The following is a 12,712-nucleotide window of genomic DNA, read 5'->3' on the forward strand; positions in this document are numbered from 1 at the left end:
CGTACGTCAGCCTCGGTCGGCCCATGGGTCGCCACGTCGCCACAGGGTCGGCAATTCGAGGTCGATGTCGTCTCTCCGCGCACAGGCGTTCAGCACACAGACGGAGGCAGACATGTCGTCGAAGGCGTACGCGAGCGCCTGCAGTGGTTCGTCCAGGGACCGAAAGAAGTTGTCCCAGTGCGTCAGTACCACGCGTCGTGCACCGACCGCCACGACCGTCTCCTGCCAGTACTGCTCGATGAACGCGCGCGGTCGGCGGCCGAGTTGTCCTATCGACAGGTAGACCACGTCGGCATGGCGACCGTCGAGCATGCCGGACCGAAAACCGGCGCTGCTGTGCACCAGCGCGGTCCGGCCGCTCGGAACGTGTTCGATGTGCATCGACCATGCCTCACCGCACCGGTACTCACGCACCCGAGCGGGCTGGGTCAGTGGCCGCTCGATCGTTCCGTGCGCTCGGTCCGGATACGAGTGAACCGACTCGACGAACGTGACGGCGAAGTTACCCTGCGCCGTCGTCTCACCGTTCTCGACCACGACGATCCGGTCGTCCGGGAGGTCCGAGCCCTGCCCGATGAAACCGGTCGAGGAACCGCCGACCAGAATTGCGCCGGTACGCAGCGCAACCGCCGCAGAGTCGAGTGCGTGATCGTAGTGGGAGTGGGCACACAGCACCGCGTCGAGCGTGGTGATCCCTGCTCGGCGCAGGGCCGCATCGATGCGCCGCGTATCGGAATGAAGCGGCAGCACAAGGGTTTTCGGAAGCGACGGTCGCGAGAAGAAGCCGTCGGTGAGGATCGCCGATCGGCCGTCGTCGAAGAGCACGGTGCTGACACCGAGAAACGACACTGTCACCGGTGACCCGGGAGACGCCGACGCAGTGGTGGCGATCTCCGCCGGACCCGGCAGCGCGGGACGACCGATTCTGAGGGCCACCGTCACGCCTGCGCGGCAAGCGCGCGCCCGGCCTGCCGGCCACCGAAGATGCACCCGCCCAGGAACGTTCCCTCCAGTGAGCGATATCCGTGTACACCGCCGCCGCCGAAACCGGCGATCTCACCTGCCGCCCACAGGCCGTCGATCGCGTGTCCGTCGCCGTCCAGGACGCGTCCTTGCAGGTCGGTTTGAATGCCGCCCAACGTTTTCCGCGTGATGATGTTCAACCGCACAGCGATCAACGGACCCGACTTGGGATCGAGGATCTTGTGCGGTGAGGCGGTACGCGCGATGCGCTCTCCGCGCGAACGACGCGAATTGTGGATTGCGGAGATCTGCAGGTCCTTGGTGAACGGGTTGTCGACCTCACGATCGCGGGCCTCGATCTGCCGCTTCAGATCGGCGAGCTCGATCAGATTTTCGCCGGAGATCCTGTTCATGCCTTGGACGAGTTCGGCGAGCGTGTCCGCGACGACGAAGTCCTCGCCGTTCTTCTTGAACGCCTCGACCGGTTCGCTGGCACCGGGCAACACTCGGCCGAGGACGAGCTTGAGGTTCTTTCCGGTGATGTCCGGATTCTGCTCCGATCCCGAGAGCGCGAATTCCTTCTCGATGATCTTCTGGGTCAGAACGAACCAGGAGTAGTCGAATCCACTGTCCTGGATGGCTTTCAACGTTCCGAGTGTATCGAATCCGGGGAAATTCGGCACCGGGAACCGTCGTCCACGCGCGTCGAACCACATGGACGACGGACCGGGAATGATTCTGATTCCGTGGTTCTTCCAGATCGGATTCCAGTTCTTGATGCCCTCGGTGTAATGCCACATGCGGTCCTTGTTGACCAGGCGACCACCGACTTTCTCGGTGATGCCGAGCATGCGGCCGTCGACGTGTTCGGGGACTCCCGAGATCAGGGACTTCGGAGCCGTCCCCAACCGCGCCGGCCAGTTCTCCCGCACCATGTCGTGGTTGGCTCCGATGCCGCCCGCGGTGACGAGAACGGCTCCGGCATGCAGCTCGAACTCGCCCACCTCGACGCGGGTACTACCCGAACCTCGTTCCGCGGCACTGGGTTCGAGAACTGCGCCGCGAACTCCCTCGACTGTGCCTGCACTGACGATGAACTCGTCGACACGGTGACGAAAACCGAAGCGCACCAATCCCTTGTCGGCGGCCTCACGCACGCGTCGCTCGAACGGTGCGACGACCCCAGGCCCGGTACCCCAGGTCAGATGGAACCGCGGAACCGAATTACCGTGTCCCTCGGCGAGGTAGCCACCACGTTCGGCCCACCCGACGATGGGTACCCACCGCACGCCCTGCGCGTGCAGCCAGGAGCGCTTCTCCCCCGCCGCGAAATCGAGGTAAGCGCGCGCCCACTGGTGTCCCCAGTAGTCCTCGCCGGCCGGATCGTCGATGCCGCGGTCGAAGGTAGCGGTGCCGAGCCAGTCCTGCCACGCAAGCTCCGCGGAATCCTTGATGCCCATGCGTCGTTGCTCCGGAGTGTCGACCATGAACAGACCGCCCAGGGACCAGAACGCTTGACCACCCAGGTTCTGCTCGGGCTCCTGGTCGAGGAGGAGCACCCGCTTTCCGGCGTCGGCCAGTTCGGCGGTCGCCACCAGTCCGGCCAAGCCTGCACCCACCACGATCACGTCTGCGTCCATTGGCCCCACTCTTCCGCTCGACCCGTCTGTCTCCCTCGACTGTGCTGTCGTGAGCACCGTAACTCAAGCAAAATCTGCATGGATGATGATCAGCTTTATCAGCCAGTGACAAATATGAGACGATGCCGCGATGTACCCAGCCCGAGCCGCGGTGGTCGCCGAGATCGAAGCGGAATTGGTCGCTGTGGTGGCGTCGGCAGTGCAGGCCGTGCGGGATGCAATCCCGGTCTATCGCACCCTGCACGGTCCGCAGTTGGCCGATGTCGAGGCGATCGCCTACTGGTCGCTGCGTCGCTTGATGTCATTGTGGGCGGGCGGCGATGCGGCTCTCGACGGACGTGATCACAGTCGATTTCGCGCGATCGGCGCGGCCCGCGCCGCCGACGGCCGGCCGTTGGCCGACGTGCTGAGAGCGTACCGAGTTGCGTCGAGCGTGTTCGTTCGGCACGTGGCAACCGAGTACCTCGATGCGCTCGACCCATCGGACATCGCCGAGCTCAGCCTGGGCGTGCTCGACGCCATCGACGCGATATCCGAGGAGATCATCGGCGCGTACATCGTTGCGCGCGAACAACTCACATCCAATCGGTCGCAGGCTCACGCCCTCCTGCTCGACGACCTGCTGGCGGGCAGACAAAATTCGCCCGGAGCAGTGGCCGATCGCGCCCGCGAACTCGACCTGGAACTGCCAAGTCACCCGAACCTGCTGGTGGTGGAGTCGGCAAGCGCGGGCAGATCACTGACCGACGACACCGTCGAATCTCTCGTTCTCGCGTTGGGACTCGCGCCGCCCGACCGCACCACGCCGTCGACGACGCGGAGTCATCTGTGCACCCGACGCGAGCAGCGCGCGATCCTTCTGTTGCCCAATGCCATCGAGCGCACCGAGGTCGAGGCCGCCTGCAACGAGATGATGCTGCGCGGGTGCATGGTAAGCCGATCGACCATCGCCGGTGTCGGCAGCGCGTGGCGGCTCGCTTCGGAGGCTCTGGACACAGCACCGGATCACGCGTTCGACGACCGCGCCGTGCTCGACACCGGTGACGGGCAGCTGCTGGCGCTGTTGACCGCTCGCCCCACCGCGGACACGAGCGAGGTGGTGCGCACCGTACTCGGCTCGCTCACCGAAGCCGCGAATGCGCATATCCTCGAGGGCCTTTCGGCCTTCATCGCCACCGGCACCGCCACGGCCGCAGCGACACAGTTACATGTGCATCCGCAAACGCTGCGTTATCGACTGCGCCGAGCCCAGGAACTGACCGGCCGAGATCCGCGATCGGCGTGGCATCGGCTGGCGCTCGACACCGCGATTCAACTGCGGCAACTCGGTTGATTCGGCTCGGCGGTCATCGCTGCGGTGCGCGACGGGCTACGACAGGAAGCTGTCCGGCCATACCTCGACGGCAGTCTCTTCCATCGGAACGAGACAGTGATCGAGCGCTTTCAGTTGATGTTCCACGACTCGACAGCGTCGAGTCGCCGGCCGTCGGAATCGTACGTATAGAAGCCCTCTCCGTCCCCGAGGCCTGTCTTTCCCGCGTCGATGCCCTTTTGCAGCATGTCGGCGAATTTCACTTGATCCTCGCCACCGCTTGCGCGCGCGATGTGTGCTGCGACGTTGAAGCCGACCGTGTCGTATATCTGGAACGGACCGGCGGGAGCCCCAGTGGCAATTCGCCACACGTTGTCGATGTCGGCCGGATTGGCAACCCCGCCGACGTAGAGGTTGGCTCCTGCTTGCAGCAGCGGAATCAACAGACTGTTCAACACGTATCCCGGCACTTCCTTTCGGACCGGAACGGGAACGAGACCGATCTCCGAAGCGAAGTTCAATACGGTATCGAAGTGAACGGGATCTGTTGCAGCAGTACCCATCACCTCACCTGTGTTGTACCGCCACACGAGATTGGCGAAGTGCAATGCAAGAAATTTTTCCGGCCGCCCGGTAGCCTCCGCAAAACTGCTGGGCAGCAGCGACGAGGAGTTGGTCACGAAGATAGTTTTCGGCGGGGCGGACGCGCCGATATCCGACCAGACCTTCTTCTTCAACTCGAGGTCCTCCGGAACCGCTTCGATCACCAGGTCGGCGTCCGAAACGGCTTCCGCGACGCTGGTGGTGGTCGTGATGGATTCGATGGCCTCGTCGAACCGCGCCTCGTCGAAGGTCTTCAGGTCACGCTTGTAGTATCCGCGCATCCATTCCCAGCGATCCGGTAGTTTGGCCAATAAGTCGTCTGAAATGTCGTATCCCACAATGGTTTTTCCGTGGTACGCAGCCTGCATCATGATCTGTGAACCGAGCACGCCGGTTCCGAATACGGTCACTTTCTCAACATCAGTCATGGACGACACACTTCCCATTTATCGAGTCACTGGTTTCCCGCTCTGCAAGTTCTACCGCTGACCATAGAACCACCGTCTGGGGGCCAACACCGGATCGACTCACTGAACGAGCGGTCGAGTCTCCCCGAGGAGCTGTCACGCGGCGAAGGAGATCGAGCGCGGTCTGTCCCCGGACCCCGCGTTGCCGCGTCGCAGCGTTACCGCTCCATCGGATCGTCGGCTGACGCATACTCGATCGATGGCTGTAGATCCCCGCGGAAGAGACCTCGAGCGCTATCTGGAAGAAGACCCCGGTGGGCCTGTGGTGATGCTCAACCTGCTGCGGTTCACCGACGGTGGCCGCGATTCGTACGCAGAGTATGCGAAAGCACTGAACGAGACGTTCCTCCCGCGCTACGGCGGGACAGTGCTGTATGCGGGCGACGGCTCGACGGCATTGGTAGCCGACGACGGTCAGGCCTGGGATGCGGTTCTGCTGGTGCAGTACCCCTCGCGCAAGGCGTTCAGCGACATGGTGGCCGATCCCGATTACCAGGCGGTGACGGCACTGCGGACCGGCGCGTTGAAAGAGGCGGTTCTACAGGCCACCGTTCCGTGGTCGTGAATCCGGTGCTCGCTGACCGAGTTGCTCGGTACTCAGCGGGGGCGAGACAGCGATCTACTCAATCTGTCGGGAGCAACCGACTACGGAACAGGTCGAGCACCTGATCCAACGCCTGCCGGGTCGGCTCCCCCGGCTCGTCGATCAGTCCTTCGGTCACGACCGAATGCGGGGGTCCGAATGCTTCCGGGTTGAAGGCGGAGTCGGGCAGTTCGACCGACACGAATGCGTCGCCGAGCTGCTCGCGCAGCCATTGGAATCGCGCGGGCGGGCACATCTTGTCGCCTTCGAAACGCATCCCCAGTACCGTGAGCTCCCCTGCTGCACAACGACTCTTCACCTTGTCGAGGTCGCCAGGGGTGATGTCGATGGATCTACCGCGAGACTTCGATGCCGCGAACGGAAGTGAGGGCTGCGAGAGCACCGGTGCGATCAGTCGGTCGTCCGCCGCCATGGCGAGGGCGAATCCGCCGGTGAAACACATTCCGATGGCACCGACGCCCGGTCCGCCGCAGCGCTCGTGCTCCTGCGCTGCCAGGGCGCGCAACCACACCACGATGCGCGACGATTTGCCGGTGGCCAGGATGGTGAACTCGCGACTGATACACGCCGGAACCATGGCGCGGGACATGGTGGCAACGGTGCCGAGCGCACCCAGTGGCGCGGCCAGCGGATCCTTGCCGTCGACTCCGAACAGATGCGGAACAACGGCCGTACAACCGATTCCGGCGACGGTTCTCGCGAAGTCCGCGACCCTCGGAGTGATGCCGGGCATTTCCGACATGACGATCACGGCAGGCCCGGTTCCGATGCGATACACCGGCGCTGTCCGCCCGTCGGCGGTGAACTCGGTTCGCTCGAAGTCGGCCAACGTGTCATCGGTCATGAGAGTGCGTCCTTCTGCCAGGGATCCACCGCGCCGAGCCGACGCATGCCGTCAAAGCTAGATCATCGGACCGACTACAGCGAGAACACCGCAGTGCCATCTCCTACCGGGAGTACTCGCGCAGCAGAAGGTACAGCGGCGCCGCGAAGCAGATTCCGACCGAACCGGTACCGACGGGCACCAGCCACCAATGCCTGACGCCGTTGTCCCTCGAATCCCACAGGGACCAGAGTCCGAACGCGACACTGGTGATGCCGAGATCGGCGGTCAGCGCACGATTCGGCGTCGAGGCGACCCACTCGGCAAAGAAGGCGGTTGCGCTCTCGCGACTGACACCGTGCTCCTTGAAGTACGTCACCACGAAGGCGTTGGGGACGACGAAGCCGATGACGGTCAGCAGGAGCAGTAAGCGTCGGCGGGTGGCATCTTCAGTCTTCATGGCACTGAACCTAGAGCAGATCCGTGCGGCGATACCATCTGTTCCGGTATCCGGCGGCAGGGGGTTCGTGGTGCGAAACAAAACGAGACGGTTCGCGCTCGGAGTTGTCGCAGCCGTCGTGGCCGCGTTGGCGACGCCCTCCCCTGCGGCCGCGTCGTCGTTCGAGCACGTCAACCTCGGCGACAGCTTCAGCGCAGGAACCGGAGTACTACCGCTGGCACCGGGGACGCCGCTTCGGTGTCTGCAGTCCGAGCAGAACTTCGCCCACATCGTGGCGCGAACGCAGGATCACGACCTGACCGACGTGAGCTGCGGTGGTGCAGCCACCGATGACTTCTACAGCCCTCAGTTCGAGGGCGCGCGAGCGCAATTCGATGCGTTGTCGCCGTCCACCGACGTGGTGACCGTGATGATCGGGGGAAACGACAACGGCGTCTTCTCGGGTGCGATTGCCGCGTGCGTCAGCGCGCTGGCAAACCATCCCGATGCGACGAACCCGTGCGAGCAGCAGAACGGAAGCACCTTCGAGGACAAGATCGTCGACATCACGTTGCCGTCGATCCGACAGGCGCTGCGCGACATTCACACTCGCGCCCCGGACGCGAAGGTGATCATCGTGGGCTACCCGTGGCTCATTCCGGCCGCAAGCACCTGCGAACCGCTGGTTCCCGTGGCGCTGGGAGATGTGCCCTATCTGCGCAACCTTCAGGCCACTCTGAACGAGGCGGTCCGGCAGGCGGCGGCCGATACCGACACGACATTCGTCGACATGTCCGTGGTGTCGGAGGGGCACGACGCCTGCCAACCCGTCGGGGTGCGATGGGTGGAACCGCTCCTGTTCGCAGACCAGTTCGTGCCGCTGCACCCCAATGCTCTGGGAGAAGCTGCGATTGCAGCAGCAGTGACCGAGGCCCTGACGGCCTGAACTCAGTCGTCGATCGGCTGATTCAGAAACCATCGGTGCCCGAACGGGTCGACGAAAACTGCGACCCGGCCTGCGGGTGGGCTGTCCTCGGGACCACGCGCCATAGCAGTTCCCGCAGCCGACACGCGCTCTGCCAGTCCATCGACGTCGTCGACGACGAGGTGCAGCGACACCGCAGCGCCCCGATTCGCATCCGGTGCCGCAACGCCGGCAGAGTCGAATTCGTCGGAGATCATCCACCGACCGTCACCGATAGCCAACTCGCAGTGACCGATTCGCCCGTCGTCCATGACGATCGGCTCGAACGTGATCTCGGCACCCAACACAGCGACGTACCAATCGATCGCCGCGCGGCAGTCTGCAACGCAGAGGTAGGGAGTCAGCGCGTTCACGGCCCCACCGTTTCGGCGAGTGCAGTCTGGAACGACCACAGATGCCCCTCGGGGTCACGCACGCTGTACTCACGGACGCCGTAGGGCATATCTGTGGGCGTGTAGTCGATCGGTGCCCCGCTTGCCGCCACACGAGCGTGGTGGGCATCGACGTCGTCGACGAGGATCGCAAGCGATGCGGTGACGGCACCGGTTGTCAACGGCGACACCATCCGGTGCTCAGGGGCCTCGCGGTGTAGCCAGACCACGCCGTCCCCCGCATGAACCTCTCCGTGCACCGCCCTCTCTCCGTCGTACTCGATCGGGCCTGGTGCCAGTCCGAAAACGTCGACGAGGAAGGAGTGGGCTGCTGCGATGTCGCGATAGACCAGCAACGTGGTGCGTCTGGTCAACGCGGGCTCGTCGGTCGACAGGCCCGACAGCAGGTCCAGCAGCGCGTCGTCGTTCGGACGAGAACCCTGCAGGAGCCTGTCCTCGACTGCCCGAACCCGTTCTCGCACCCGGGCGAGCTCTGCCATCCGGTGGTCCAGGTCGGCCAGATGCTGCCGAGTCAGGTGCTGGAGATCCATCGCTTCCGGATCGACATCGGCAAGCGGAGTGCCCAATTCGCGGAGCAGCCGAATTCGGTACAACCGATCGAGATCTCCCCCGTCGTACCGACGCCTGCCCCCTCCGTCTCGGTCCGGAGCCAGCAGACCCAACTCCTCGTAGTAGCGCAACGTGCGCTCGGTGAGGCCGGTTCGACGGGCAACGTCACCGATGCCCAACGTGGTGGAATCGCTGCTGTTCATACGGGCAACGGTAGAACCTCACGCCACGTCAGGAGCAAACTCCGCCGATCCGGATCACACGTCCTCGAGTCGAATTCCCTTGGTTTCCTTCATGTAGAAGCACGCGACACCGGTCATCGCGGCCAGGAACATGATGTACACGCCGAAGACCCAGCCCAGATCCAACCCGAGGAACAGCTGGTTGAGATACGGCGCAGTTCCGCCGAACACCGCCACCGAGAACGAGTACGCGAATCCGATTGCCTGCGTGCGGAGTCGCGTGGGGAAGCTCTCCGACAGTGTCGACGACAGAATCGAGGCAGGGACGGCGATGACGAGCAGCGCAACCGTCGACGGGAGCAGTAGTGTCCACCACTGCGTCGAGATCATCATCGTCAGTGGGATCTGCAGAACGAACATCAACACGGCGAAGGCGGCCAGCATCGGCCGACGACCGATCGAATCCGAGAGACGACCGAAGAACGGCAGCGACACCAACGCGATCAACTGAGCGATGACCAGCATCCAGTACGCGGTGTCGGGGTTCATCCCACGCTGTGTGATGGCGAACGTCGACACGTACGAGGTCCAGGTGTAGTGCGCCGCTGTGATTCCCGACGTCATCCCGATCATCAACACGATTGCCTTCACAACCGTCTTGCGTGCGATCGGTGCCTGTTCGACCTTGTTCTGCTCCGAATCGAAGACGTCGCTCTCGTCCATGTTCTTGCGGAGGTACAGAGCGAACAGCGCGAGGAGTGCACCCAGCAGGAACGGTATGCGCCAACCCCATTGGCCGACAGCAGATTCGGACAGCGTCGAGGTGATGACCCCACCGACCGTGTATGCCAGTGCCGAGCCACCGAAGATCGCGACGAACGCGACGCTTCCCCACATGCCTCGACGGTTCGGTGGCGCGATCTCGCCGACGTAGGAGTAGGCCGTCGCCGACTCGCCGCCGTGCGCGAAACCCTGCATGACGCGGGCGAGCAGCAGCAGTACCGATGCCCAGGCCCCGATCGCACCGTAGGTGGGCATGATGCCGATCAGCAGGCTTCCGGCTGCCATCATCAGCATGGTGGTGACGAGAACGAACTTGCGCCCCTTCTTGTCTGCGATCCGGCCGAACACGATGCCGCCGAGCGGCCGCATCAGGAATCCGACGGCGAACACCGCCAACGTGGACAGCAGGGCCGAGACCGGATCGCTCTGGCTGAACATCGCCGCGGCGATGAACGGTGCGAACACCGCGTAGGCGCTCCACTCGTACCATTCGAGTACGTTGCCGATCGTGCTGGCGAACAACGACTTCTTCCGCGAGGAGATGTCCGGTGCCGAGCGGGTGTCGCGGGGTGATCCAACGGTCATGGGGTGCCACTTTCACTCGAGTGAGTCTGTGCTGAAACAGGTTTGAGGGCTGCGCGACGAATCTTCCCGGTCTGCGTCTTGGGCAGCTCGTCGATGACGTGTATTTCTTTCGGACGTTTGTAGGCAGCGAGCCGATCACGCGCGAAAGCCATCAGCTCGTCCGTGGTCACGGCCGAACCACTGCGGACCGACACGTAGGCGACCACCGATTCCCCCTGATAGGTGTCGGGACGACCGACCACGGCTGCCTCGAACACCATCGGGTGTTCGTAGAGGGTGTCCTCGACCTCTCGGGGCCAGACCTTGTATCCGGAGACGTTGATCTGGTCCTTGAGACGGTCGACGAGATAGACCCAGCCCTGTTCGTCGATGATCGCTACGTCCCCGGTGTGCAGGCGGCCTTCGGGCATCGTCGACGCCGACGCCTCCGGGTTCTGCCAGTAGCCCGAGACCACCTGCGGCCCGGACACTTCCAACTCGCCGGCAATCCCCGGTTCGGTGGGTACCCCGGTGGGATCGAGTGTGCGCAACTGCACGCGGGGAAGCGGCAGTCCGACGGAGAGCGATCCACTCGACGCGTCCACCGGTGCCCGGAGTCCGGGCGGTACCGCGATCACGCCTGCGGTGGTCTCGGTCATTCCGTACGCATTGTGGATGTAGCAACCGAACTCGGCCTCGAACGCGGAGACGGTGGCGGGCGGAATGGGTGCGCCGCCGGAGTACAGCGCCTTGACGGAGGCGAAATGTCTGCGGTCCGCGCCCGGGCTCTCGGAGATCGCGTTGAACACGGTGATGGACCCGATGGTGTACGTGACTCGATGCTCGACGAAGGCGTCCAACGTGACGCCGGCGTGGAAGCGGTGAGCGAACACGAGCACGCAATCGCGCACCAGAGCCACAGCAGCGTCGAGCATGGCACCGGTGATGTGAAACAGCGGTGCGACGGCGAAGACGACGTCGCCGTCCTCGGTACCGGCACGCTCACCGAAGTCCGAGGCCGTCGCGAACGCGTTGGCGTGCGATATCCGAGCCCCCTTGGGCGGCCCCGTGGTTCCGGAGGTGTAGGCCAACAGCGCAAGATCGTCCGGCTGCGGTGCAAATTCGTCCAGCACTCGACCGCGGTATGCCTCGACGAGGCCGAGCATGTCGTTCTCGGGTGTGGGCGTGACACGCGTCGTCGCGGCGAACACACGCGGATCGTTGCGAGTCTGCAGATCCAGTCCGCTGGTGCTCACGAAGAACCGAATCGTACTGCCCTGCAACGATATTTCGAGCTCACCGAGATCCGACTCGTCGCACACGAGGGCGACGGGCTCCGCGTCGTCGAGCAGGTGTCGCAGTTCTCGGTTGCGGTACATCGGATTCAGGATCAGAGCTACGGCACCGATCTTCCACAGCGCCAAGAACGTCAGTGCGTAGTGCGGAACGTTCTGCAGGTAGATGCCGACGCGGTCGCCGGGGTTCACACCGCGGTCCGCGAACGCGGCAGCGAGAGCATCGGAGGCCTCGTCGACCTCGCGGGCGGTGAGAACGGCATCGAAGTACGCCAACGCAGGTCGGTCGGGCGACCGAAACACCCGGGCGCGCCAGGCATCGAGGATGGTGAGGGGCATCGAGGACTCTTTCGATCGAACGTTGGCCTGACCGAGATCGACCGACCGAACACTCGCTCGGTCGATAGATGCCAGTGTTACGGATCACAGTAGAAGTGTCAACCGGGTGCTTCCGGGACCACACCCGCCGCCCGGCCATCTACGGTGGGCGCATGACCGCGACCTCCACCTGGCGAACGTACGAGGGCTCGAACCTCTCCCCTGCCTTGTCGTCGGCGTTGAAGACGTTCGTGGAACAGGGCTACCACGGAACATCGGTGCGGCAGATCGCAGCGGAAGCCGGGTTGTCGGTTCCCGGGCTCTACCACCACTTTCCGTCGAAGCAGGCTCTTCTGGTGGGCATCATGGACGCGGCGATGGACGAGCTGTTGGAACGAACTCGATCGGCCGAGGCCGGTGCCGGTGCGTCGCCGAGTGACCGTTTCGACGCCGTCGTCGAATCGCTACTGCTGTTCCACATTCACAGGCGCGACGCCGCATTCGTGTGCTCGACGGAAATCCGCAGCCTGGATCCCGGAAACCGCTCCGCCTACATCGCCAAACGCGACGAGGAACAACGACTGCTCGACGCGATCGTCGCGGCCGGTGTCGATGCAGGCCTGTTCGACACTCCGCACCCGAGGGACGCCAGTCGAGCCGTGACGACGATGTGTGTCGGTGTGGCAACGTGGTATCGACCGAACGGGCCGTTGTCGCCTAGCGAGCTGGTGGCGGTCTATCTCGACATCGCCCGTCGTACGGTCGGTGCGGCGACCGGCGGGCAGGGGTAGCC

General features: G+C 64.1%; 13 protein-coding genes. 4 read left to right on the top strand and 9 right to left on the bottom strand.

Annotated features, from left to right (window positions below):
- Window positions 1–6: 6 nt before the first annotated feature.
- Window positions 7–936 carry an MBL fold metallo-hydrolase gene (locus CH251_RS26375; RefSeq protein ID WP_094615801.1) on the bottom strand — a complete coding sequence of 310 codons (930 nt, stop codon included), beginning with the start codon at window positions 934–936 and terminating at the stop codon, window positions 7–9.
- Window positions 937–938: 2 nt separating this feature from the next.
- Entirely contained in the window at window positions 939–2,603 is a 1,665-nt protein-coding gene (locus tag CH251_RS26380; RefSeq protein WP_094615686.1) for an FAD-binding dehydrogenase, read from the bottom strand.
- A gap of 130 nt (window positions 2,604–2,733) precedes the next feature.
- Between CH251_RS26380 and CH251_RS26385 the strand changes: the two genes are divergently transcribed.
- Entirely contained in the window at window positions 2,734–3,936 is a 1,203-nt protein-coding gene (locus CH251_RS26385) for a helix-turn-helix domain-containing protein (protein WP_094615687.1), read from the top strand.
- A 110-nt stretch (window positions 3,937–4,046) separates the two neighbouring features.
- Here CH251_RS26385 and CH251_RS26390 read toward each other — a convergent pair whose 3' ends face one another.
- Entirely contained in the window at window positions 4,047–4,946 is a 900-nt protein-coding gene (locus CH251_RS26390; RefSeq protein WP_094615802.1) for a 3-hydroxyacyl-CoA dehydrogenase, read from the bottom strand.
- Window positions 4,947–5,184: 238 nt separating this feature from the next.
- Here CH251_RS26390 and CH251_RS26395 point away from each other — a divergent pair, with 238 nt between their 5' ends.
- The gene (locus CH251_RS26395) at window positions 5,185–5,550 is read left to right on the top strand and encodes a DUF1330 domain-containing protein (RefSeq protein ID WP_094615688.1); all 366 of its coding nucleotides are present in this window, start codon (window positions 5,185–5,187) and stop codon (window positions 5,548–5,550) included.
- A gap of 58 nt (window positions 5,551–5,608) precedes the next feature.
- On the opposite strand, the gene CH251_RS26400 is transcribed toward CH251_RS26395, so the two are convergent.
- On the bottom strand, window positions 5,609–6,433 hold the full coding sequence (locus CH251_RS26400) for a dienelactone hydrolase family protein (protein ID WP_094615689.1): 825 nt from the start codon (window positions 6,431–6,433) through the stop codon (window positions 5,609–5,611).
- 103 nt (window positions 6,434–6,536) lie between these two features.
- The gene (locus CH251_RS26405) at window positions 6,537–6,872 is read right to left on the bottom strand and encodes a DUF2834 domain-containing protein (protein WP_094615690.1); all 336 of its coding nucleotides are present in this window, start codon (window positions 6,870–6,872) and stop codon (window positions 6,537–6,539) included.
- On the opposite strand from CH251_RS26405, the gene CH251_RS26410 reads away from it, so the two are divergent.
- Window positions 6,871–7,797 (top strand): SGNH/GDSL hydrolase family protein, encoded by a 927-nt coding sequence (locus CH251_RS26410; RefSeq protein WP_256979321.1) that lies wholly within the window; start codon window positions 6,871–6,873, stop codon window positions 7,795–7,797. The two genes, CH251_RS26405 and CH251_RS26410, sit on opposite strands and share 2 nt — an antisense overlap.
- Before the next feature lie 2 nt (window positions 7,798–7,799).
- Here the strand turns inward: CH251_RS26410 and CH251_RS26415 are convergent, their stop codons facing one another.
- From CH251_RS26415 to CH251_RS26430, 4 genes are read right to left on the bottom strand one after another with little or no spacing between them, the layout of a single operon-like run.
- Window positions 7,800–8,189 carry a glyoxalase/bleomycin resistance/extradiol dioxygenase family protein gene (locus CH251_RS26415; protein ID WP_094615691.1) on the bottom strand — a complete coding sequence of 130 codons (390 nt, stop codon included), beginning with the start codon at window positions 8,187–8,189 and terminating at the stop codon, window positions 7,800–7,802.
- Window positions 8,186–8,980, bottom strand: a complete 795-nt coding sequence (locus tag CH251_RS26420; RefSeq protein ID WP_094615692.1) for a MerR family transcriptional regulator — start codon at window positions 8,978–8,980, stop codon at window positions 8,186–8,188. Before CH251_RS26420 ends, CH251_RS26415 begins: the two co-directional genes overlap by 4 nt.
- A 54-nt stretch (window positions 8,981–9,034) precedes the next feature.
- Complete coding sequence (locus CH251_RS26425) at window positions 9,035–10,327, bottom strand: MFS transporter (protein ID WP_094615693.1); 1,293 nt, start codon at window positions 10,325–10,327, stop codon at window positions 9,035–9,037.
- A complete protein-coding gene (locus CH251_RS26430; RefSeq protein WP_094615694.1) occupies window positions 10,324–11,940 on the bottom strand; it encodes a class I adenylate-forming enzyme family protein in 1,617 nt (538 codons plus the stop codon). Before CH251_RS26430 ends, CH251_RS26425 begins: the two co-directional genes overlap by 4 nt.
- Before the next feature lie 152 nt (window positions 11,941–12,092).
- On the opposite strand from CH251_RS26430, the gene CH251_RS26435 reads away from it, so the two are divergent.
- On the top strand, window positions 12,093–12,710 hold the full coding sequence (locus tag CH251_RS26435; RefSeq protein ID WP_094615695.1) for a TetR/AcrR family transcriptional regulator: 618 nt from the start codon (window positions 12,093–12,095) through the stop codon (window positions 12,708–12,710).
- Window positions 12,711–12,712 lie beyond the last annotated feature (2 nt).

The organism is Rhodococcus sp. 06-462-5, assembly GCF_002258315.1.
Classification (GTDB): Bacteria; Actinomycetota; Actinomycetes; order Mycobacteriales; family Mycobacteriaceae; genus Rhodococcoides.